The 24,566-nt window shown below is 45.2% G+C and carries 18 protein-coding genes; 8 read left to right on the forward strand and 10 right to left on the reverse strand.

Annotated features, from left to right (window positions below; translation table 11 throughout):
- Window position 1 precedes the first annotated feature (1 nt).
- From LN893_RS16645 to kduI, 10 genes are all read right to left on the reverse strand, one after another.
- Window positions 2-1,300 (reverse strand): TRAP transporter large permease, encoded by a 1,299-nt coding sequence (locus LN893_RS16645; protein WP_229972054.1) that lies wholly within the window; start codon window positions 1,298-1,300, stop codon window positions 2-4.
- 68 nt (window positions 1,301-1,368) lie between these two features.
- Complete coding sequence (locus tag LN893_RS16650; protein WP_229972056.1) at window positions 1,369-1,857, reverse strand: TRAP transporter small permease; 489 nt, start codon at window positions 1,855-1,857, stop codon at window positions 1,369-1,371.
- Window positions 1,858-1,875: 18 nt separating this feature from the next.
- Window positions 1,876-2,937 (reverse strand): TRAP transporter substrate-binding protein, encoded by a 1,062-nt coding sequence (locus LN893_RS16655; protein ID WP_229972058.1) that lies wholly within the window; start codon window positions 2,935-2,937, stop codon window positions 1,876-1,878.
- 148 nt (window positions 2,938-3,085) lie between these two features.
- Window positions 3,086-3,745 (reverse strand): bifunctional 4-hydroxy-2-oxoglutarate aldolase/2-dehydro-3-deoxy-phosphogluconate aldolase, encoded by a 660-nt coding sequence (locus LN893_RS16660; RefSeq protein ID WP_229972060.1) that lies wholly within the window; start codon window positions 3,743-3,745, stop codon window positions 3,086-3,088.
- The gene (locus LN893_RS16665; protein WP_229972062.1) at window positions 3,735-4,754 is read right to left on the reverse strand and encodes a sugar kinase; all 1,020 of its coding nucleotides are present in this window, start codon (window positions 4,752-4,754) and stop codon (window positions 3,735-3,737) included. The genes LN893_RS16660 and LN893_RS16665 overlap by 11 nt, the downstream gene beginning before the upstream one ends.
- 5 nt (window positions 4,755-4,759) lie before the next feature.
- Window positions 4,760-6,160 (reverse strand): glucuronate isomerase, encoded by a 1,401-nt coding sequence (gene uxaC, locus LN893_RS16670; RefSeq protein ID WP_229972064.1) that lies wholly within the window; start codon window positions 6,158-6,160, stop codon window positions 4,760-4,762.
- Window positions 6,161-6,252: 92 nt separating this feature from the next.
- The gene (locus tag LN893_RS16675) at window positions 6,253-7,677 is read right to left on the reverse strand and encodes a tagaturonate reductase (protein WP_229972066.1); all 1,425 of its coding nucleotides are present in this window, start codon (window positions 7,675-7,677) and stop codon (window positions 6,253-6,255) included.
- Between the two features lie 77 nt (window positions 7,678-7,754).
- Window positions 7,755-8,786 carry a LacI family DNA-binding transcriptional regulator gene (locus LN893_RS16680; protein WP_229972068.1) on the reverse strand — a complete coding sequence of 344 codons (1,032 nt, stop codon included), beginning with the start codon at window positions 8,784-8,786 and terminating at the stop codon, window positions 7,755-7,757.
- Between the two features lie 44 nt (window positions 8,787-8,830).
- Window positions 8,831-9,619 carry a gluconate 5-dehydrogenase gene (locus LN893_RS16685; protein WP_229972070.1) on the reverse strand — a complete coding sequence of 263 codons (789 nt, stop codon included), beginning with the start codon at window positions 9,617-9,619 and terminating at the stop codon, window positions 8,831-8,833.
- Between the two features lie 9 nt (window positions 9,620-9,628).
- Window positions 9,629-10,468: a 5-dehydro-4-deoxy-D-glucuronate isomerase gene (gene kduI / locus LN893_RS16690; protein ID WP_229972072.1), complete on the reverse strand. Its 840-nt coding sequence runs from the start codon at window positions 10,466-10,468 to the stop codon at window positions 9,629-9,631.
- 700 nt (window positions 10,469-11,168) lie between these two features.
- Here kduI and LN893_RS16695 point away from each other — a divergent pair.
- The 8 genes from LN893_RS16695 (at window position 11,169) to LN893_RS16730 (ending at window position 24,478) form a co-directional block, all read left to right on the forward strand.
- Entirely contained in the window at window positions 11,169-14,429 is a 3,261-nt protein-coding gene (locus LN893_RS16695) for a SusC/RagA family TonB-linked outer membrane protein (RefSeq protein WP_229972074.1), read from the forward strand.
- An 18-nt stretch (window positions 14,430-14,447) separates the two neighbouring features.
- A complete protein-coding gene (locus tag LN893_RS16700) occupies window positions 14,448-16,262 on the forward strand; it encodes a RagB/SusD family nutrient uptake outer membrane protein (protein ID WP_229972076.1) in 1,815 nt (604 codons plus the stop codon).
- A gap of 36 nt (window positions 16,263-16,298) precedes the next feature.
- On the forward strand, window positions 16,299-17,915 hold the full coding sequence (locus tag LN893_RS16705; RefSeq protein ID WP_229972078.1) for a DUF4957 domain-containing protein: 1,617 nt from the start codon (window positions 16,299-16,301) through the stop codon (window positions 17,913-17,915).
- Window positions 17,916-17,976: 61 nt separating this feature from the next.
- A complete protein-coding gene (locus tag LN893_RS16710) occupies window positions 17,977-19,461 on the forward strand; it encodes a pectate lyase (protein ID WP_229972080.1) in 1,485 nt (494 codons plus the stop codon).
- Window positions 19,462-19,516: 55 nt separating this feature from the next.
- Window positions 19,517-20,809 (forward strand): DUF4861 domain-containing protein, encoded by a 1,293-nt coding sequence (locus tag LN893_RS16715; RefSeq protein WP_229972082.1) that lies wholly within the window; start codon window positions 19,517-19,519, stop codon window positions 20,807-20,809.
- Window positions 20,810-20,857: 48 nt separating this feature from the next.
- A complete protein-coding gene (locus LN893_RS16720) occupies window positions 20,858-22,279 on the forward strand; it encodes a pectate lyase family protein (RefSeq protein WP_229972083.1) in 1,422 nt (473 codons plus the stop codon).
- Window positions 22,276-23,217 (forward strand): pectinesterase family protein, encoded by a 942-nt coding sequence (locus tag LN893_RS16725; protein ID WP_229972084.1) that lies wholly within the window; start codon window positions 22,276-22,278, stop codon window positions 23,215-23,217. Before LN893_RS16720 ends, LN893_RS16725 begins: the two co-directional genes overlap by 4 nt.
- 22 nt (window positions 23,218-23,239) lie before the next feature.
- A complete protein-coding gene (locus LN893_RS16730; RefSeq protein ID WP_229972085.1) occupies window positions 23,240-24,478 on the forward strand; it encodes a glycoside hydrolase family 88/105 protein in 1,239 nt (412 codons plus the stop codon).
- Window positions 24,479-24,566: the final 88 nt, after the last annotated feature.

Here is a 24,566-nt window from a genome sequence, read left to right on the forward strand (position 1 = left end):
GCTACAATCCAAATACACGCGGTAGCCACAAACTTAGTTCTGGAATATAGGTAATAAGTAATAAAGCAGCAACCATAGCCAGGAACATCGGGACAAGAGGTTTAAGCACTTTGCTGATACTAATTCCAGCAACGCCACAACCCACAAAAAGTACGGCTCCAACTGGCGGAGTACATAATCCTATGCACAGGTTCAGTACCATTATGATACCAAAATGTACAGGATCTACACCTAGTGCTGTAACCACAGGTAAGAAAATAGGTGTGAAAATGAGTACAGCTGGTGTCATATCCATAAAAATGCCTACAAACAATAGAATGAGGTTAATGATAATGAGCACCACAATTTTATTGTCGCTGATCGATAGGAGCGCCTCACTTACACCCTGCGGAATGTTTTCGAATGACATTACCCACGACATACCCATGGAGGTGCCAATCAGCAGCATTACAATGGCAGTGGTGATAACCGTGTGAATTAAGATGTCAGGCAGGTCATTTATTTTTACCTCCCGGTAAATAAGCATAGAGAGCACCACTGTATACAATACTGCTATGGCAGATGCCTCAGTAGCCGTAAAAATACCCGCAATAATACCGCCTATCACTACAATTAATAAGAAGAGGCTAGGCAATGCATCCATAAACTTTTTAAAAACTTCTTTCAAGGGCGTTCGGTCACTAACAGGGTATTTGTTTTTATAGGCGATAAAACCACCTACGAGCATCAATGAAAGGCCGAGTAGAAACCCTGGTACATAACCAGCCACAAACAGAGCAGCAATAGAAACACCACCGCTTGCCAGCGAGTATACAATCAGGATGTTACTTGGCGGAATGATCATGCCTGTAGTAGCAGAAGTAATATTTACGGCGGCACTGAAAGGGCGGGAATAACCCTCTTTTACCATGCGTGGGTTCATAATGCCCCCAATGGCAGAGGCCGCGGCCACGGCAGAACCAGAAATGGCTCCGAAAAGCATACAAGCCACTATGTTTACATATGCTAGACCTCCTGGTAAAGTGCCTACTAAGCCTTTGGCAAAATCTATCAGGCGTGTGGCTATACCACCTCGGTTCATGAGTTGCCCTGCCAGTATAAAGAAGGGTATGGCGAGTAGTGCAAAACTATCCAGGCCCGTGGCCATGCGTTGTGCCAGTGTCGTGAAGGCCGCTTCGGGAGCTATGCTTACCAGCATAGTAAGCAGTGCCGCTATTCCTATAGAAAAGGCTATAGGTACGCCTAAAATCAGCAGTACAACAAAACTTACTACCAGTACTATGATCTCTAGAAATTCCATTTTTTATGTATTTGTAGGAGGGTGCAACTTTAAAAGGAAACTGACAAGGTTTGATTTACCTGCTTTGTCTAGGCCATTTCGCGACCTATTTCTTCAGGGTCTTCTTCTTTCTCTGTCAGGTTCACTAAACTATAGAAGATGATAAGCAAACCGCTCAGAGGCAGCACTGTGTAAACATAGCCTAAAGGAATGCCCAGCGAGGCAGAAGTTTGATCAAGAGTAAGCGTAATGTAAACGAGCTTTATACCTCCCCAAACCATCACGAAGAAAGCAAAAAGAGCCATTAGCAGGTGTATAAATATGTTTAAGTTTCGGGCTCCCTTGCCCGCCATCTTAGACGGAAGAATATCTATAGCCAAGTGCATTTTTTTGCCGCTAACATAGCTGGCTCCCAATAGTCCTACCCAAATCAGCAGATACCTGGCCAATTCGTCGGTGAAAGCGCTTGGGGAACGTACTAGGTAGCGGGAAGCAACCTGCCAGAGCACGTTCAATACCATCACGGACATTAGTACTACCAATGTTGTAAATAACATTTTATCTATGGTTTTTCTCATTTTTATAGAGGCTAAATCTTATTTAAGGGCCTGTGCATTACTTGTATTAGTTGTGTTTTCGGCCGCTCTTATTCTTTGGATCAGTTCGTATACTTCTGGCTCGCTTTTGTAGCCTTCGTACATTGGCTCTACCAGTTTAGAAAACTCTTCTTTATCAGGGGTTATGATTTCTACACCTGCTTTTTTAACAGCTGCCAGCGCTTCCTCTTCAGCCGCCTTCCAAAGCTTGCGCTGTACCACCACCGACTCTTCTACAGCTTCCTGCAGCCACTTTTTTTCCTGAGGGTTTAGCTGTTCCCATACTTCGGAGCTAACCAGCAGTACATCGGGCACCATGGTATGGTCGTTAAGGGTGTAGTACTTTGCTACTTCGTAGTGGCGGGACAGGTAAAAGCTTGGAGCATTGTTTTCGGCGCCGTCTACTACGCCCTGTTGAAGGGCTGTATAAAGCTCTCCCCATGATACGGGTGTGGCTGAGCCTCCAAAGCTTTGCACCATGTCAATGGCCGTTTTACTATCCTGTACCCTTATTTTCATGCCTCTTAAGTTTTTCGGCTCCGTAATGGGCTTCTTAACAGAGTAGAAGCTGCGGCTGCCTGCATCGTAGAAAGCAAGGCCATGCAACCAGTATTTTTCTCCTTCCTGTAGCAGGTCCTGGCCTACAGCACCATCTAAAACCTGGTAATAATGCTCTTTGTTCTGAAAGATGTAGGGCAGGCTTAGCACCTTAAAGTTAGGGGAGAAGCCTTCCATCACAGCCGCAGACACTTTTGTCATGCCCACGCTACCAATTTGTAAAAGTTCCAAGCATTCCCGCTCCGTTCCTAGCTGGGCATTCGGATAAATTTCAATGGTAAGTTTACCTTCTGATTTTTCTTTTACACGATCAGCCATAAAAACCATAGCCTCGTGTACAGGATGCGACATATCCAGCGTATGGGCCAGCTTGATTTCTTTTGTTTGTTTTATTTTATGGCAGGAAGAAGCAAGTAATAGAAGCGCTAACACGCAAAGCGACTTCAGCACATGCTGTACAGGCTTTCTTGAACTTACTTGTTTTTTGATGTAGGTAAAAAGCATAACGGTATCTTCTGCATGATGTGTTCAATGACAGGAGTAGGTGCGTAATTACCTACTATTGTTCTCAAAATTTTAGAACAAGCAGAGGCTATGTTGATAGGCCTCTGCTTGTTCTATTTACTTAAAGGTCTTTTATACTGGCTTAAGCTTATCTGCTTGCCTTTACCAGTTCGATAGCCTTGATTGTTTGCTCGTGCAGTTTGTCGTATTGCTGCTGTGCCAGAACTTCTTTGCTGATGAGCTTGCTGCCCATGCCCACTGCACAAACGCCCGATTTAAACCAGGTGCTGATGTTGTCTTTATCCAGTTCCACGCCGCCTGTAGGTATAAACAGTTGCCCCGCAAAGAGCTCCTTAATAGAGGACATAAATGCAGGACCTAAAATGTTGGCAGGGAAAAGCTTAATCAAAGCAGCCTTAGACTTTTGAGCTGTATGAATTTCGGTAGGCGTAAAGCACCCAGGAATCCAAAGCATATCTGCCTCGTTCGCTATGTTGCCTACTTCAGTGTCTACAACTGGACTCACAATGTAATCGGCCCCAGCTTTTATAAAAGCATTTGCCTCTTCCACTGTTTTTATGGTGCCGATGCCCAGGTGCAGGTCCGTGTATTCTTTACCTAACTCAGATTTTAGATAAGTGAAGTTCTCCAGGGCAGCTGCGCCACGGTTTGTATATTCCAGTGTGCGTATGCCAGCTTTGTAAAGGGTTTTAATGATTTCCAGAGATACTTCTGCATCTTCGTAAAAGAACAAGGGCAGCAGACCTTGGTCTAGTATAGCCTGTAAGGCGGTTTCTTTATTTTGCATAGGTGCTTATGGTTTCTTTAACTTCAGCTACTGTGGTAGAGGTAGCATCGCTTGGTATAAATAATTTTTTAAAAGCGGCTGCAGTGGCAAATTCAAGCGTTTCTGTAGCAGAAAGTTTGTTGTAGAAGCCGTAGATCAGGCCAGCCATAAAGCAGTCGCCGCTGCCCACCTTGTCAAGTATCTTCTCGGCTACATACTCCTGCGATACCGTCAGTTCATTGTCTGTATAAAGCGAAGTATAATAGCGAATGCCTTCCTTATAATCGAAGCGGAAGGTGTTGGCCACGATCTGGCAGTTCGGGAAAGTACTTTTGATTTCTTCAGAGGTTAGCTGCGCGTGCTGCAACAGGCTTTCCTTGTCTCTCTCGGCAATCAATTCTTCATCTAAAGTAATTCCCAACATCATATTGGCTGCCCAGATATTGCCCATGATCAGGTTGCAATGCTGCGCCAAGGCAGGCATTATCTCCACAGGGCTTTTGCCATACTTCCATAGTTTGGCTCTATAGTTCAGATCCAGCGAAACAAAGATGTTTTTCTCTTTGGCGGCCTTCAGTGCTTCTGCACAAACATCGGCTACCGCCTGGTTTATGGCAGGGCAAATGGCACTGAAATGAAACCAGCTAACATCTTCAAAAGCCTTGTCCCAATCTATCGTTCCAGACTTTAGGTCAGCGTAAGAAGATCCCGCTCTGTCGTAAATAACACCTGTGTTCTTCAGGTCTTTTCCCTTCGGCAGGTAGTACAGCCCAAGGCGGTCTCCCTGGTAAACAATAGCGTCGGTTTCTACTTTCTTGCTTTTCAGGTAGCCCACCAACTGCTCCGAAATAAAGTTATCAGGCAGCGCTGTAAGGTAGGCAGATGGCACTTCCCATAGCGCCAATGCCGTTGCTACGTTAGCCTCGGCACCGCCCACATAAAAAGGAAGGTTATTTTCTTGTAGCCATTGCCCGCCTTCATCAGGACAGATTCTTAATAAGAGCTCACCAAAAGAGAGTACTTTACCCATGCTGTTTAGAAGTTGAAGTAATTCTTTGCGTTATAGTAGCAGATGTTTTCGACCATTTGGCCCAGCCATTCCATTTCGCTGGCTGGCAGTTCGCCATTCTCTACATCATTGCCTATCAAGTTACACAGTATTCTTCTGAAATACTCGTGCCTTGGGTAAGAAAGAAAGCTTCTGGAGTCAGTTAACATACCCACAAAGCGGCTCAGTAAGCCCATATTTGAGAGCGCGTTCATCTGTTTTTCCATCCCATCCTTCTGATCGAGGAACCACCAGGCAGAGCCGTACTGGATCTTACCAGGCGTAGAACCATCGTTAAAGTTGCCGATCATGGTAGCATAAAGCTCGTTCTGGCTAGGGTTCAGGTTGTAAAGTATTGTTTTGGCCAACTGGTTCGAGTTGTCCATTCTATCCATAAACTTCGAGAGCGGCCGTGCCACATCAAAGTCACCGATGGAGTCGAAGCCTGTGTCTGGGCCTAACTCGCGCATCATACGCTTGTTATTGTTGCGCAGCGCGCCAAGGTGAAACTGCTGCGTCCAGTTTTTGGAGTGGTCGAGCAGCGCCAGTTCCACCAGCATAGCAGACTTGAATTTCAAAATTTCCTCCTGGCTTAGCGACTGCTTTTGCAATGCCTTCGCAAAAATGCTTTTTATTTCTTCGTCTGTATAATCTTCGGCGTACATGGTTTCCAAACCGTGGTCGGAGAGGCGGCAACCTTGGGCATGAAAGAAATCATGGCGCTGCTTCAGGGCATCCAGCAGTTCCTGAAAGTTTCCTATTGATACACCTGATGCAGCTTCAAGTTTCTGCAAGTAAGGCAGGAATACAGCCGCGTCCTCAATCGCTAAAACCTTATCGGCACGGAAAGTTGGCAGTACTTGTATGCCAAAGTCATCTGCTTTTATTTTCTGATGATGTTCGAGTGTATCAATCGGATCATCAGTGGTGCAGATAACCTTCACGTTCATTTTCTTTAGAATGCCCCGTACGCTGAAACCATCCTGTTGTAGCATCTCGGTGCAGGCATCGTATATCTCCCGCGCCGTTTCTGGCTTCAGAACTTTTTCAATGCCAAAAGGCCTTTTAAGCTCCATGTGCGTCCAGTGGTAAAGCGGGTTGCGCATGGTATATGGCACAGTTTCGGCCCACTTCTCAAACTTTGCATAGTCATCGGCATCACCAGTGCAATACTTTTCAGGTATGCCGTTTGTGCGCATGGCACGCCACTTATAGTGGTCGCCTTCCAGCCAGATTTGTGTCAGGTTGGCAAACTTGCGGTCGTTGGCTATATCTTCTGGCGACAGGTGGCAGTGATAGTCGATGATGGGCATGTTTTTCGCATGCTCATGGTACAGTTGCTGCGCTGTCTTGGTCTGTAGTAGAAAATTATCGTCTAAAAATGACATGGTTTTATACTTATCTTTTTTACTGCCAATAATTTGGGCAGTGCTTTAGTCCGTTGATTTTATTCTGTTGTCTCCCATCCAAATGGGGACTTTTAAGCTACTTCTTCCTTCGTGGCTTTCTGTAGCTGCTGCAGTTCTTCTGTTACCTTTTCGGCAAAGCCTGCTATACTTGTCAGGTCTGTGCCCCAGAAATCGGTATTGGAAAGTACCGTGTTTACTACCGTTGCGGCATCGCCCTTGGCCCAGGCTTCTTTAAAGAAATTAAGTACTTCTGGCGTATCGTTCAAAGGAATTGCTTCACCGTTCCACTCGCCTTTGTAAAACAAAATTAAAGCAGCCAATGAGTGTAGCAGTCTGGTAGGTAACTCGCCTTTTCTGCTATGGTATTCCAACACAGACGGCAGTACGCGCACTTTATATTTCGATACTGAGTTTAAGGCAATAGAAATAAGTTCGTGGCGAATGAACGGGTTTTGGAAACGCTCTATCACCGCATTGGCAAACTGCTCAAGTTCCTCAGCTGACAAATCCAGCGTAGGTATAATCTCCTCAAAAACAGCTTCTTTGATAAATGTGCCACTTTTTTTGTCTTCTACCGCTTCGCGAACGGTACGCAGGCCCTGCAGGTAAGCTACGGGAACAAGCGCCGTGTGTGCTCCGTTCAGGATGCGTACTTTGCGGGTGCGGTAAGGCGTCAGGTCAGAAACAAACTTCACTTCCAAACCAGCTTTTTCGGTATGGAAGGCCGCTTTAACAGCTTCTGGAGCTTCAATCACCCAAAGGTGAAAAGGCTCTGCTTTCACCACAAGGTTGTCCTCAAAGCCAAGTTCCTGCTGTATTTCTTTAATGGTATCTCTAGGGAAGCCAGGCACAATACGATCTACAAGCGTATTGCAGAAGGAGTTGTTTTCTTCTACCCAGGTGGTAAATTCCTGTGGCAGGCTCCAGTGTGCTGCAAATCGCAATACTGTGTTTTTCAGTGCCTCACCGTTCTTCTCTATCAGTTCGCACGGTATCATAGCTAGGCCTTTGTCGGCTGCCCCGCTAAAATGCTGGAAGCGGTTGTAAAGTAAGGCAGTCAGTTTGCCAGGGAAGCTGTTCGGCAGCGTGTCCATGTTATGGTCTGCTTCGTCGAAAGCAATACCTGCCTCTGTTGTGTTCGAGATGATAAACTCCAGGTCAGGGTTTTCGCCTAACGCCAAATACGCCTGGTAATCATCATAAGGGTTATGAGCGCCAGTAACGCAGGTAATTAAGCGTTTTTCTTGTGTAGGCTTGCCACCTTGTATACCATCAAGCAGCACATGGTACAGACCATCCTGCTGCTTCAGCAAATGTACGATACCTTGTTTTAGCGGCTGAACAATTTCTACAGCTCCGTTAAAGTCTGTCTTCTCGTTTAGGATGTCTATAATCCAGTCTACAAATCCTCTTAGGAAGTTACCCTCCCCGAATTGCAACACTTTTACAGGACGCTGCTCAGATACGCTAGCGGTATTTCTGTTTAATGGCTTCATAACTACAATGATTACCTGTTGTGATATATAACAATGTCTTCTATACTTTTTGACTGGGAAACAGCTTGCTAATCCTCCTATTCCTCCTTGCGTAGCGTGGACTTTCGAATAATTAGCTGGGGCTTCAGCACTATTTTTTGAGGCTGCTTCATTCTGTCTTCAGATTTTAGCTGGTCAAAAAATAGTTCGGCTGTTACAGTTCCCATGGTTATGCTGAGCTGATCTATGGTGGTAAGCGGAGGATCAGTAAAGGAGGTGAAAGGCTCGTTACTAAAGCCTGCCAGCGCCACCTGCTGCGGAATTGAAATATTGTTCTCTTTTAGCACCTGCATGGCACCCATGGCTCCATAGTCACTAGATGAAAAAACGGCGTCTGGCATTTCTTTTAGCTGGAGAAGTTGTTCCATGCTTTTCCTACCATCTTCCAACTGTAAATTGCTGCTCACTACCAGCTCTTCATCATATGGAATTCCATAATCGCGCAGCGCCTCTGCGTAGCCACGTAAACGTTCCCTAAAAATGCTTACCTTTTTGGGGCTTGTAAAATGTGCAATTCTTCTGCAGCCTTGCTGTATGAGGTGCTCTACTACTTTGTAAGCTCCTAAATAATCATCTATGGCTATCTGGCTTACTTCAATGGCATCTGAAGTGCGGTCAAACAGAATAAGAGGCACCCCTTTTTCCTGAACTTTTTTAAAATGATCGAAATTCTCCGTGTTTTTGCCAAGCGAGGCTATAATGCCATCTACACGTGCACTTAGCAAGGCATCTACCGTCTGTACTTCCTTTTCGTAATTGTCGTACGATTGGCAGATGATTACCTTGTAGTTTAGGTTGTTAGCTATTTCTTCAATTCCTCTTACCACAGATGCAAAAAACGATCTGTCGGCAGTGGGTACTATCACGCCTATAATATGGCTTTTGCCATTTCGGAGGGCAGCAGCAATATTATTTGGCTGGTAGTTTAAATCTTTAGCAGCTTTAACCACAGCTTTTTTAGTAACCTCGCTTATTCTAGGGTTGTCATTTAGGGCACGCGATACTGTAGAAGCCGTGATATTTAGCTTCTCAGCAATGTCGTGAATGGTTACTTTTGTTTTAATAGCCATGGTAATTTACATGAAGTGTATTGAACACTCGTGGGGCCTCCTGATCAGTTTTCGTTGCTTGGTTTACCAATAGTGGCCAGAATACCGCCATCTACATAAATAATTTGGCCGTTTATAAAGTCGCTGGCTTTGCTTGCCAAAAACACGACGGTACCGCCTAAATCCTCTGGGTCGCCCCAGCGGCCAGCAGGCGTACGGTTGATGATAAAATCGTTGAACGGATGACCATCTACACGTATGGGGGCTGTTTGGTCGGTGGCAAAGTAACCAGGACCGATGCCGTTTACCTGCACGTTGTACTTGGCCCATTCTGTCGCCAGGTTCCTGGTTAGCATTTTTAAACCTCCTTTGGCAGCTGCGTAGGCCGAAACTGTATCACGGCCAAGCTCGCTCATCATCGAGCAGATGTTAATAATCTTGCCTGATCTTCTCTCCACCATGTGCTTTGCCACATACTTAGACATGATAAATGGCCCCGTCAGGTCTACATCTACCACTTTTCTAAACTCATCTACCTCCATCACCAGGGCAGGCACACGTTTAATCATACCTGCATTGTTTACAAGTATGGCAATGGGGCCTACCTCCTGCTCAATTCTGTCTATATGTTCTTTTGCCTGTTGCTCGTTTGTTACATCAAACAAGTAACCTTTCGCGTCAATGCCTGCCCCTTTATAGTTCTCCAGCGCACGTTCCATTTTTTCAGGCGTGTTTCCATTCACTACAAGTGTAGCGCCAGCTTTTCCTAAAGCTTTAGCCATAGCCATGCCTAAGCCGTGCGTAGCACCCGTAACCAGTGCTACTTTGCCTGCTAAGTCAAATAATTCTCCCATACTTTTAAATTATTTTAGGTCAGAGGGGTCAACTTTGTCCATATCGCTATAGTCCAGGTTTTCGCCAGCCATACCCCAAATAAATGAGTAGTTGCAGGTACCAGCTCCGCTATGGATAGACCAAGGTGGAGAAATGATAGCCTGGTTGTTTTTTACGAAGATGTGTCTTGTTTCCTGTGGCTCACCCATGAAGTGAGAAACGATGTGTTCTTGTGGAAGGTCGAAATAAAGATAAGCCTCCATTCTTCTGTCGTGGGTATGAGCAGGCATGGTATTCCAAACGCTTCCCTTCATCAGTTCTGTTACACCCATTTGTAGCTGGCAAGTATCCACTACAGAATTAATCAACACTTTTCTGATCACGCGGTGATTTGAGTGCTGTAGCGAACCCAACTCAACTGTCTCTGCTTCACTTAGCGAAACTTTTTTTGTAGGGTAGGACTGGTGTGCAGGTGCTGAGTTAAAGTAGAATAATGTCTCTCCTGTTTTGGCAGGATGGAAGATAACTTCTTTTACTCCTTTTCCTACGTATAAAGCCTCCTTATTGGCAAGCTTTAGTGTTTCTCCGTCTACCGTTATAGTGCTTTCAGATGCTATGTTGATGATGCCAAGTTCTCTTCTGTCTAGAAAGTTTTCTGACTTAAGGATTGGCAGCGTCTCCAACTTCAAAGGCTTTTTTACGGGGCTTACACCACCTACTATAAGCCTGTCATACATCGTGTACACAGCCTGTATTGTATCTGGTTTAAAAAGGTTCTCTATAAGATAAGCCTCCCTAAGCTTAGCCGTGTCATATTGTTTGCTGTCGTTGGGATGTATAGCGTGTCTGGTAGTATAGTGTATGCTCATAGGAATAGACTGTTTTATGTAATCGTTTGCGCAATTAAATCTTTTTTCAGGTGAAATGTACGTATTTAAAATTTTTTGTTCAAGTAATAATGAGAATAATAGTTTTAGTGAGTAAGTGCTAACATAGTAAAAAAAATGCCTTTCGGTGTGTTTTTAGGCGTTTTTAGAATATTTTAGTTAAAAAATATTCTTTCTATGATTTGCAAAATAGAAGAAAAGTTTATAAAATGCAAACGATTGCGCAACATTGCACTGAATATAGAGTAAGTGTTTAATCATTTGCAGGTGCTCCTGTAGTAGTTTCAGAATAAGTACAGCCCTATTGTTAAGTTAATGTTGCAGCAGAAGACCTTCCTATTTTTTAGATAAGGGAAGCATAGGAAATATGTCTTCGTGTTTGCTCTGTGGTTTGTGCTGGTTTACTGTTAATTGCAGGGTTTTAAGAACAGGTTGGAGCATACGCTATAGGAGATCTGAGAGGGAGGAAGCTGGTACTTTTTTGCTATGTGCGATAAGTGATTAATCACCTGAAATATTAGAAGAGGGAAATGTCAGATGGAGGTTTTATCAGTTGAATTGGTTCCATGGTAGGTAATGCTTTGTGCGTGTATAACCTACAGTAGTTAAGGTGCTTAGGAGTTTCTTGAGTTTGATATACATAAAAGTTTTAATTATTAATCGTACAATTTAAAAGTTACATATGCGACACGCTTTACTAACGAAGATGAAGTATTTGTTTACGCTTACTTTTGTCTTCACCGCAATTGTAGGGGCACTTGCTCAAAGCTTTTCCGTGTCAGGGAAAGTGGTAGATGAAAACGGGCTGGGATTGCCAGGCGTAACGGTCGTCTTAAAAGGAACATCAACAGCTGTTCCTACTGACGTTGATGGAAACTATACACTTTCTTTGCCAAATGGAGAGGGTACCTTACAGTTTTCTTTTATCGGTTATCAGCCAAAAGACGTCGCCATCAAAGGTCAGTCTATCATAAATGTCTCTATGGCTCCGGAGCAGAATGCACTGGATGAGGTAGTGGTAATCGGCTACGGTACAGTTAATAGGAGAGACTTGACAGGGTCAGTTTCATCGGTAAGTGCTAAACAACTTGCTGATATACCTGTGAGTACGGCTGCTGAAGCACTTGCTGGTAGGCTAGCGGGTGTGCAAGTAACAACCTCAGAAGGTCGTCCAGGTGCTGACATTCAGATAAGAGTGCGTGGCGGCGGTTCTATTACACAAGATAACTCACCTTTATATATAGTAGACGGTATCCAGGTGGAGAACGCCTTGTCTTTCCTTTCTCCTCAGGAGATTGAATCAATTGACGTGTTGAAAGATGCTGCCTCTACTTCAATTTACGGAGCACGCGGTGCCAACGGTGTGGTAGTAATCACGACGAAGGGCGGTAAGGCAATGCCGACGCAAATCACTTACAATGGCTTTGCTGGTGTGCGCAGCATTGTTAACAAGCTGGACGTGATGAATCCTTATGAGTATGTGAAATACCAGCATCAGATCTATAACTATAATACGAACCAAGAAACAAAAGATGCTTTCACCACCCGTTATGGCTTATATGATGATTTGGATATCTATCAGAACATGCCGCATACAGACTGGCAGGACGAGGTATTCGGACGCGATGCGACTAGCCAAACACACATACTAGGCTTAACAGGTGGTTCTAAAACAACGTCTTTCAACTTTACGCTGAACCATACCGACGAAGAAGGAATCATGCTAAACTCGGGCTTTGAAAGAACATTGGCTTCTTTCAAATTCGATCATAAAGTATCTGACCGTTTAAGAGTAGGTATGAATACACGCTACAGCCGCCAGCAAATTGACGGAGTAGGTACATCCAGCACAGGCACTCAGAGTTCAAACAGGCTGCGAAATGCCGTACGTTTCCGTCCGTTTGTGGCGCCAGGTATGGAAAACACCGCTGATATTTTTGACCCAGAATTCGCTAACTTAACTAACTTGACAAGCCCAGTGTTGCTGGCAAATCAGGAACTGAAGTACGACTACAGAAATGACCTCCTGCTGAACGGGTATTTTAGCTATGAAATCTTTAAAGGCCTGAACTTCAGAACAACCTTCGGTATAACAACAACCAACCGTGAGGAAAACGAATATTCAGGACCTGTAACAAGCATAGCCAGGCAGAACGCCGACATGCCAGTGGTAGGTATCCGTAACAGCGAAGCGCTATCGTTAACAAACTCAAACGTAATAACCTACGATAAAAAGTTTAGCGAAGACCATAAGGTACAGGCTATGCTGGGGCATGAAATCTGGCAAAGAAGGACCCAAGGCCAAACCATAATAACAAAGTGGCTGCCGACAGACATTACACCAGAGCAGGCTTTTGCAGGTATTCAAAAAGCCACGCCTCCTGCAGGTATGATTCAGGATGCGCCAAGCACAGTAGAGTCTGAGCAAAGAACCCTTTCTTACTTCGGTCGTCTATCGTATAACTTCAGAGAAAAATACCGTGCGCAGTTTACGCTTCGCCGTGATGCGTCTTCCTTATTCGCTCCTGAGAATCGTGTAGGTTATTTTCCTTCTGCCTCTGTGGCTTGGCACATTGCCGACGAAAGCTTTCTGGCAGGCACCGAAGACTGGTTGTCTGATCTGAAGCTGCGTTTAAGCATGGGAGCGGTAGGTAATAACAGAATAGGAGTAGACCTTTGGAAAACAATGTTCTCTACATCCAGCGACTATGGCTATGCCTTTACCGAAGCCATTACGCCAGGCTTTATCGCTACAGACCTTGCCAATTCAAACCTGAAATGGGAAACCACCATCTCCAGAAACGTAGGCCTCGATATAGGTTTGTTTAACAACAGGCTGAGCACTTCCATCGATTTGTATAAGAACAGTACTAGAGACTTGTTGCTACGTGCCACCATACCACAGACCAGTGGCTACGAGCGTCAGTACCAGAACATAGGCGAGACAGAAAACAAAGGTATAGAACTGCAGCTGAACGGTGTAGTGGTAGATAACCAAAGTTTCTCTTGGAACGCCAATTTCAACATTGCCTTTAACAAAAACAAAATTGTAAGCCTTGGCTTAGATCCTAGCGGGAACCCTGTAAACTCATACCTGGTGGAGTCTGGCTGGGTGAGCAGCTCTTACCAAGATTTCTTAGTAGGAGTAGGGCAGCCAATTGGCCAGTTCTATGGCTACGTAACCGACGGGTACTATACATTGGAAGATTTCAATACAGCTTATGATGAGACCACTGGTATCTGGTCATACACTTTGAAAGAAGGTGTGCCAGACAGCAGAGCGGTAGCTTTAGGTAACAGAGCTCCACAACCAGGCGACCTGAAGTTGAAGAAGTTGTCTGACTCAGAGAGCGATCTGATCACGACTGAAGACAGAACAGTGTTGGGCAATGCGCAGCCTAAATTCATAGGTGGTTTAAACCAGCAGTTACGCTACAAAAACTTCGACTTGAGCGTGTTCATGAACTTCTCTTACGGAAACAAAGTGTACAACGCGAACAAGATTGAATTTACTACACAGTACCTGTACCGCGACAACAACATGCTGTCGATGATGAACGACAGATGGCAGTGGTACAACGATGCTGGACAACTAGTGACAAACCCTGAGGAATTGGCTGCCATGAACCAGAACACACAGTACTGGACTCCGCCACAAGGTCAATACTTCCTGCACTCGTTTGCCATCGAAGACGGTTCGTTCCTACGCATCAGCAACGTAACGTTGGGTTACTCGCTTCCGCAGAGCCTGGTAGATAGACTAAGAGTGGTATCTAAGTTCAGAGTTTATGCTACAGTAAATAACCTTGCCACTATCACGGGCTACTCTGGCTATGACCCAGAAGCCAACACCAGACGCAGCAACCCACTAACGCCTGCGGTAGACTATGCAGCTTATCCTCGCAGCCGCTTCATCTTAGGTGGTGTTAACGTTACTTTCTAACTATAAATCAGATTGGAAATGAAAAATAAATATATCAAAACCCTGTTTTTATCGCTGGCGGTGGGAGGTTCTTTAACCTTTACTTCTTGCGAAAGTTACCTGGATATCGAAAACCCGTCTACGGTGTCGCAGGAGACTGTTTTTAGTAGTGTTTCTTATGCCAACTCTGCCCTGGTAGGTGTGTATAACAGCCTCATGGGAGATGATGGCTATGGCAGCCGTATCTCTACGCTTTACCCAAATGCAGCCGACGACTTTAGGATTGGCGGCGACTATAACCCGTTAGACCGCAGAGGCATCAGCGGCTTCGGCGTGCACCCTGATAACACTGAACTTAACAAGCCTTTCCTGCAGCTGTACGCGGGTATAGAGCGGGCCAATATTGCCATCAAGTATATTCCGATGTCAGCTATCTATACTAGCGGCACTCCTACAGAACAGGCGCAGATGCGCAAGCTGCACGGTGAGGCGCTTACTTTGCGAGCCATCTTCTATCATGAGTTAGTTCGTAACTGGGGCGATGTACCAGCGCAATTCGATCCATCAGCAGACCTGACAGACTTGTATCTTCCTAAAACTGACCAGGACGAAATTTATGATAAGTTGCTGGATGATTTGGCGCTTGCTGAAGAACTAGTGCCTTGGAAATCCGAGTCAAGTGACCCAAGTACACGCATCACAAAGTCAGCGGTAAAGGGTTTGAGAGCTAGAATAGCACTGATCCGTGGCGGATATGCCTTAAGAAGAGAATCTGGTGTGATGGAGCGTAGAACAGATTACCAAACCTATTACCAGATAGCAAGACAGGAAACTTTGGACATTATTCAGAGCGGACAGCATGGCCTGAACCCAGTATATGAGAATGTTTTTAAGGACTTACATACAGGTGCCAGCGGCGGCTCGACTAACGAAATGATTTTTGAGATTGGCGCCTATGGCGGTAATTCCAAAACAGACAGCAAGCTTGGCTATAGCAATGGCCTCAGAATAGACCGCAATTCAAAATATGGTCAGGCAAATGGCCAGCTAGAGGCTATCCCGACATACTTCTATGAGTTCGATTCTATTGCCGATGTGAGAAGAGACGTGACAATCGCTTACTTCCAGATCGACAAAGACGACAAAAAGACCCTTACATCTGCCAACACCATGCGTGACGGTAAATTCAGAAAGTATTGGACAAGCATAAACGGTACAAACCAGAACCTGGGCATCAACTGGCCAGTTTTGCGCTATGCTGATGTGCTGCTGATGTTTGCTGAGGCGGAGAATGAACTGAATGGACCTACAGCACAGGCGGTAGAAGCTTATGAGGCAGTAAGGAGAAGAGCCTTCAAAGATGAATACGAAGCGTCAAAAATGGGTGCAACACCAACCGATAAAGAGGAGTTTTTCAATGCCATTATGCATGAAAGGCTGCTAGAGTTTGGTGGCGAAGGAATACGCAAGTATGATTTGATCCGCTGGAACAAATTGGCCTCTACTATAGCAGAGACAAGAGTTAAGCTAACAAACCTTATGAACGCAACAGGGCGCTATGCCAACGTGCCGCAGTATGTGTACTACCAGCCAACTGACGTAGTAAACGCGACGGTAGAGCAGGAAATAGCAGTACTGACTCTAGCGGATGGGCCTGTATCCAAAGCCATGTATACGCCTGCTCCAACTACAGCGCCGCTAGGTTTTACAAGGGTAAACTGGAGGGCAGCTGTAAACGAAGCCTATATCACAGGTTTTGCTGTAGCCTTTCAGGAGAACCACTCAGAGCTTTTCCCGCTTTATTCTGGTGTATTGAACCAGAACTACAGACTGACGCAGGACTATGGTTATTAAGCTGTAATCGGAATCATGAACTTTAAATTTCAAGACATGAAAAATTTTCTAATTAAAATATTTTATAGTGTTATTCCGGTTGTGGTGCTGGCCTTTCTGACTTTCGCTTGTGAGCCAGACGAGGAAGATTTGGCACCGATGCGGATGTTTACCCCTGCTGGTTCTATCAATTCCACAACGGGAGTAAGCCAAGTAAAACTAACCTGGAACCCCTCTCTGTACACAACAGCCGCCAGTGGCGTTACCTACACAGTAGAGGTTGCAGCTGATACATTGTTTGAGACGCCTGTTATCGTGTCAGTGGAAACAGATACCGCTGGTGTGGTATTTACCGACGATCAACTGGAGGTAAGAAAGAATTACTTTGCCCGTATCAAAGCAAATGCTTTAGGCGATAGACCTGAGTCTAATTGGGTGGTAAGTAACAGTTTCAGAATTAGAGGGGAGCAAATTATGCTGCCCATCTACGGGCCTGATGTAAAAGCTACACGTGCCACGCTAAGATGGAGAGTAGCGCCTGGCTTAACTAGAATTGTACTGCAGCCTTTGGAAGGCGATGCGATAGAGGTGCCTGTAACAGAAGAGGCCCTAGCCACTGGCAGAATGACGGTAGAAGGCCTTCAGCCTAACACGTTTTATAGCGTAGAAATTTATGCTGGAAACAAAAGCAGAGGATTTACTTCTTTCACCACTAAAATGCAGGCAAGTTACACGGTAACGCTCACACCAGCCGACGATTTGCAGGCAGCCTTGGATAATGCCGCAGATGGAGATGTGATTGGTTTAGAGCCAGGTGAGTATACTATTTCAGAGACAGCCGAAATCACAGGTAAAACCATAACGATAGCTTCTGTTTCTGGTAACCCTGCAGATACAAAAGTGAATTTTAAAGAATTTGAGCTGAACGGCGATGGCGCTGGTGTTAAACTTTCAGGTATAGATTTTGACGGAGATGCCGAAGGAGCTGACTATCTATTTAACATAACAGGAGATGCAGCTACGTTCACAAACTTTGTGATTGAGAACAGCATTGTGCGCAACGTTGACAACACAATTCTAAGAGGTAACAGAGGGTCTAAAAACGACTATAAAGTAGATACCATCAGAATAGACAATTCTTTAATTTATAATGTAGGCGAAGGAAACTATAACTTTATATTGCTGGATGAAATGGAGTTCAAAAGCCTGGAGCTGACAAATTCTACCTTCCATAACTTTGGACGGCAGTTTATTAGCTGGGCCTCTAATCTTTCTGGTGTGGCTACGCCAAGAATTATAATAGATAACAGCACCTTAAATTACTTTGGGTACAGGAACTATCCGTTACTGGATGCCAACGAGAACGTGGTGAACTTCACGATGCAGAACTCTATAATGGCAAATGCACCACAACCTGGCGAAACCCTTAATAATTCTTTAATAAGGGCCAACAGCTCTTCTCCAATGATGGTTTCCTATAACAACTTCTTTAAGTTGATAAACGGAAACGGAGAGGCAATGACTTTTCCAGATTATGTAACGTTGATAAACAATACTGCCACAGACCTAGGATGGGGCATTTCGACTACAGACTTTACACTGCCTGCTGACTCGCCTTTAAGAACAGCCAGTACAACAGGTGGTGTAGTAGGCGACCCACGTTGGTTATACTAATTTGCAGATAATAAACGGTGTGGCTTATTAGCCACACCGTTTACTTAAACCCTGAGCGCTCATGCTAAAGCTTACTTATAAATTTAATTTCTTTGGCTGTTTTGCAGGCATATTCCTTTTGCTGACGGTGCCTGCCTGCAAAGGTTCTGATCCCGAGCCTTCTACTGAGCCAGAAGAAGAGGTATTGGAGCCTGTGCGTGAAGATGCTCTTGCTTTTCCTGGAGCCGAAGGTTTTGGTAAAGATGCTACAGGTGGCCGTGGAGGTAAAGTAATCAAAGTAACCAACCTGAATGATTCTGGTGTAGGTAGTTTAAGAGCTGCCATCACCACACCAGGGGCTCGCATTATTGTGTTTGATGTATCAGGAACCATAGCGTTAAACTCCAACCTGAACATTAATATTGGCGATTTAACTATAGCGGGACAAACTGCTCCTGGCGATGGTATTACCATCAAAAACTATCCTGTTAATGTAAATGCCGATAATGTAATTATACGTTTCTTGCGTTTCCGCATGGGAGATGAAAAAGCGCAGGAAGCTGATGCATTAGGCGGAAGGTTCCACAAAAATATTATTGTAGACCACTGCTCTATGAGTTGGTCTACAGATGAGTGTGTTTCGTTTTATGCAAACGAAAACTTTACCTTGCAATGGAGCATTATATCTGAGAGTCTGCGCAATTCTGCACATGAGAAGGGAGCACACGGCTATGGCGGTATCTGGGGAGGTAAAAATGCATCGTTCCACCATAACCTGCTGGCAAACCACGACAGCCGAAACCCAAGGCTAGGAGAAGAAGCAGGCAAAGCCTTTGCTTTAACCAACCTGGTAGACCTTAGAAATAACGTGATCTTTAACTGGGGCAACAACAGCGCCTATGGCGGTGAAGCAATGAATGTGAACATCGTGAACTGCTATTACAAACCAGGCCCTGTCACCACAAAGAAGGAGCGCATCCTTTCTATAGACAAAAACAAGAACAGCGGCACCGAAGTGTACGACATCTGGGGAAAGTTTTACATAAACGGTAATTATATAGAAGGAAGTAACCGCGCCACAAACGATAACTGGACTTATGGCGTTTTCAACCAGTTTCATAATAGCTATGGCACTGTTCCAGATGCTGCTAAAGCCGCGATGAAATTGAGCTCGCCACACCCAATCAATGATAATGTGACCACCCATACAGCTCAAGTAGCTTATGAAAGAGTGCTAAGTTATGCTGGTGCCTCGTTTGTAAGAGATGCAGTGGATGAGCGTGTGCTGGAGCATGTGCGCAACAATTCTTATACTGCAGAGGGTTCTCGGGGAAGTACTAAAGGTATAATTGATAGCCAAAGCGATGTTGGCGGCTGGCCAGAATTGGAATCGGCTGCTGCCCCACAAGACACCGACAAGGACGGTATACCCGACGAATGGGAAATAGCCCAAAAGCTTGATCCGAATAAAGCACAAACAAAAAAGAATTTGAGCACAGCTTACGATGATGTAGAAGTTTACATCAATAGCTTAGTGAAAGACATTGTAGAAGCACAGGTAAAGTAAAGCCGGGCTCTTCATGACAAACATGACTAACCTTTATAGTTAATATAGTTAAGAAATGCTGGATAAACTGAAGTTAAGTGTAGTAACTACTTTGTTGCTGGTTTTCAGTTCAAGTGTGTTAGTGGCACAGAACTTGAAAAAAGAATTTCCTAAGTCCTTTACGGTTACGGTAAGCAACCTAGTGGACCAGCAGCGTACAGATGTGATGGTGCTGTTGCATGAAAATGATTTAGAGAAACTGGCTCCTGCCTTCAACCCTAAAGCCTTTGTAGTACTAAATGGGAAGCAGGAAGTAGCCAGCCAGTACAATCTAAAAGATACAGAACAGGCAGGCCTTGTGGTACTGCTGGATGAAATAGGAGCGAAGGCTTCTAAAAAACTGACTATACGCTACAACGAAAGCGGAGAAAATAAACGCAACTATACCAAACGTACGCAGGCAGAACTATCTCATAAAGTAGGGGGAAGCTTTGAGGGGAAAAAGTATACAGGTGGTACTTTTCAGAACGTAGATTCTCTTCGTATACCCGACCAAGTGACAGATCACTCGTTTTATGTGCGTTATGAGGGGCCAGGTTGGGAATCGGATAAAGTTGGCTATCGCTTTTACCTGGACTGGCGTAACGGCACAGATGTATTTGGAAAAAGAACTAGCGACATGGTGCTGCAAAACGTGGGGCAGGATGGTTATGATTCTTATCACAACCTGCAGCCCTGGGGCATGGATGTATTGAAAGTAGGTAAATCGTTGGGAGTAGGTACGCTGGCAATGTTTCATGAGGGCGCTGCTAACCGTGTAGCCGAAACAGATAGCATGATCAGCGTAATTGCCGAGAACGGACCTGTTTATTCTTCTATCCGCACAAACTATTACGGTTGGAAAGTAGCAGGCCTGGAGATGGATGTGCATTCTTTGATTAGCATACACGCGGGCAGCAGACTTACGCACCACCAGGTAGAAGTAACAGGTGACTCCCCGCAAAACCTGAGCACAGGACTGATTAAAGACAAAAAAGCAAAGTTGTTTACGAGCAAAGGCGGCAGCGGGCAATGGGGCTATATAGCAACCTACGGCAAGCAAAGCCTGAACGGTGACGGCGACAATCTAGGCATTGCAGTGCTTTTCAGACCTTCAGACTTGATGGAAATAACAGCAGATGCAAATAGCCATGTGGTACAACTAAAGCCAAATGCCAACAAAGTAGAATACTATTATTTGGCGGCTTGGGAATTGGAACCAGAAGGTATCAGGACAGAAGAAGAGTTTATAAAGTACTTGAACAAAACAGCCGTAGAATTGGCTAATCCTGTGCAAGTGAAATTGCCAAAAGGTGTAGCTTCATTCTGAAAATTGAAGAGATAGCTGACCTCAATACACAAGTATTAATAGCAGGAAATGATTAAAAGCAATATAAGGCAAAAGGTAAATTCGGTTAGTTTAGTTTTACTGATGGCATGCTTTGCTGGCTGCTCACAGCAGCCAGCAAGCGTACCAACTACAGAAGAAACAGCAACTGTTGCTACTAAGCAACAACCTGAAAGCGGAAAACCTTTGGCTTTTCCTGGAGCAGAAGGCTTTGGAAAGCATACAACAGGTGGCCGTGGCGGGCAGGTGGTAGTTGTTACTAACCTTAACGATGATGGCCCAGGCAGCTTACGCGAAGCTATTCGCAAGAAAGGCCCTCGTATCATTGTGTTTGCCGTGTCAGGTTACATTAACCTGGAGTCGACATTGGATATAAACAATCCTGATATTACCATTGCAGGACAATCGGCGCCTGGTGACGGGATTACACTGCGCTATTACCCTGTGAACATAAAAGCCGATAACGTGATTGTGCGCTACATGCGTTTTAGAATGGGCGACATATCAGGAATTCAAGATGATGCTTTAGGTGGTAACAAAGGGAAACATAACATTATCGTAGATCATTGCTCTATGGGTTGGGCAACTGATGAGAGTGCTTCATTTTACCGCAATACAAATTTCACGCTGCAGTGGAGTATCATCGCAGAGAGCCTGAACCAGTCGGTGCATGAAAAAGGAGACCATGGGTATGGTGGCATATGGGGAGGTAAAGGCGCAACCTTCCACCATAACCTAATTGCTAGCCATATGAGCCGCATGCCGCGCTTCAGCGGTTCTAAGACTACACCCAATACGCCCGATGAGCTGGTAGACTTTAGAAATAATGTAATTTATAACTGGGGCGGAAACAGCGTGTACGGTGGCGAAAAGGGAAAGTACAACATGGTGAACAACTATTATAAGCCTGGCCCAGCCACACCAGATTCGAAGAAAGACCGTTTGCTGGAGCCTTATCAACCTTATGGAGCCTTTTACATAGCTGGCAACGTAATGGAGGGCAACACAGAAGTTTCGCAGAATAATAAACTAGGCGTAAGTGCCGATCATCCTGATTCTGCCGTGGTTGCCAGTGAATTCAAGGTGGAGGCAGTGCGGGAGCAGTCTGCTAAAGAGGCTTATGAGCTGGTATTGGCACATGCAGGAGCCAGCTATAGACGCGATAAAGTGGACGAGCGGGTGTTACAGTATGTGCGAGAAAATAACCCTTCCAGCGGTGAAAACAAAAACGGTATCATCGACTCACAGGAGGATGTTGGAGGCTGGCCAGAGCTGAAATCAGCGCCAGCGCCAGAAGATAAAGATCAGGATGGTATGCCTGATGAGTGGGAGCGCCAGCATAAACTAAATCCTTCCAGTGCCGACGATGCTACTGCCTACACGTTGGATAAGCAGTACACGAACATCGAAGTGTACCTGAATGGCCTTGTAGATAGAAAGGAAAAATTATGAGAATAACAGTCACTATACTTTTTTTACTTGTCGCTTTCTTTGTGCAGGCGCAGCAAAAAAAACTGATGGTGGCGCAGGATGGTAGCGGCGACTATTCTTCTGTGCAAGCTGCTGTAGATGCTGTGCCTGCTTTTCCGCTGGAGCGCATCGAGATTTTTATAAAAGATGGCGTATACGAGGAGAAGCTTATTATCCCTTCCTGGAAAACAAACATCTCTTTTATAGGCGAAAGCAAGGACAACACCATTATCCGTTGGAATGACTACTCAGGTAAAGGCGACATAAACACCTTTACCTCTTATACGGTACTGGTGCAGGGCAATGATTTTCGGGCTGAGAATATCACTTTTGAGAACAATGCAGGAAGAGTAGGGCAGGCGGTAGCGCTGCACGTGGAGGCAGATCGTTGTGTATTCGAGAACTGCCGCATTATCGGCGACCAAGATACGCTTTACGCAGGTGTGGATAATAGCCGCCAGTATTATAAAAACTGCCACATAGAAGGTACCACGGATTTCATTTTCGGGCCTGCCACAGCTGTGTTCGAAAACTGTACCATTCACTGCAAAAAGAATTCTTATATCACAGCCGCTTCTACGCCGCAGGGCCAAGCTTATGGTTTTGTTTTCCTGAACTGCACTGTTACCGCATCCGACGAAGCTCCTAAAGTATACCTGGGCCGTCCTTGGAGACCTTATGCCAAAACTATATTTATCAACACCACGCTGGGCAACCACATCAGGCCCGAAGGTTGGCATAACTGGAGCAAACCCGATGCCGAGAAGACCGCGCTTTATGCTGAGTATAAATCTAAAGGACCAGGTGCCAATGCAAAGGGGAGAGTGGCTTGGTCGCACCAGCTGAAGGCTAAGGATGTGAAGAAGTATAAACCGAATAACATACTGGCAGGAGACGATAACTGGTCGCCTGCGAAGTAATAAAAACAAGAAAAGAAATACCATGAAAATTACCCAATATGCTGCTTTACTAGTACTTGTGCTATTTGCCGCTTCCTGTGGTTCTAAAACTACCCCTGTTGTATCCAACACCGTACAAGAATCTCCGTCAGGCAAGCCATACTCTGTCTGGATGGCCGATTCCGACATTAAGCGGAACCCCGAAGGCTGGATGATCGACTTTAGACCTCAGCCGAAGTGGGACTATACTCAAGGGCTTTTTGCCAGCGCTATTGAGCGGGTGTATGAAAAGACAGGTGATCAGAAATACCTGAATTACATCAAGGCTTTTGCCGATACCATGATCAGCGAAGATGGCAGCATCATGACCTATAAGAAAACCGATTACAACATAGACCGTGTAAATCCTGGCAAGTTCCTGATAGAGTTATATAAGGAGACGGGGGACGAAAAGTATAAATTGGCGGTAGAAGAACTGCGCGACCAGATGCGTACCCACCCGCGCACTTCAGAGGGTGGCTTCTGGCACAAAAAAATCTACCCCAGCCAAATGTGGCTCGACGGCCTATACATGGCTTCTCCGTTTCTGGCGCAATACGCGGTGGAGTTCGGAGAGCCCGCTTTGTTTGATGATGTGGCCAAGCAAATAACTTTGGTGGATAAATACACCTGGGATGCTGATAAAGGATTATGGCGGCACGGTTGGGACGAGAGCCGCGAGCAGAAATGGGCCGATCCGCAAACAGGTCAGGCGCCTAATGTATGGGGCCGTGCTATGGGCTGGTATGCAATGGCCTTAGTTGATGTGCTGGATTTTATGCCAAAAGATCACCCACAAAGAGATGAAGTGCTGCAGATTACGCAGAAGATGACCAAAGCCATTACGCAGTACCAGGATAAAGAAACTGGCCTGTGGTGGCAGGTAGTAGATATGGGCGGCAGAGAAGGCAACTATCGTGAAGCCTCCGCCTCCAGTATGTTCACTTACTTTTTGGTGAAAGCCGCCAAAAAAGGATACATCGATCAGAAGTACATGCAGGTGGCACAAAAAGGCTACAACGGTATTATAAATAACCTTATAGAGAAAAACCCTGACGGCACCATCAGCATTACGCAGGTATGCGCAGTGGCAGGCCTGGGTGGCAACCCCTATCGCAGCGGTAGCTACGAGTACTACATCAACGAAGAGCGCCGAAACAACGACCCCAAAGCGGTAGCGCCTTTTATAATGGCTTCGCTGGAGTTTGAAGAGTTAAATAAAACGGCTGCTGCTAAGAAGTAAAAAATTCCCTGTTTGAAAGGGGCAGGGGGATGAATAGCAAATTTGAAATCTGCTAGTGCGAGCTTTTAGCCTTATCTTGTTTCATAAC

This window comes from Pontibacter harenae (assembly GCF_020907245.1).
GTDB classification, from domain to species: domain Bacteria; phylum Bacteroidota; class Bacteroidia; order Cytophagales; family Hymenobacteraceae; genus Pontibacter; species Pontibacter harenae.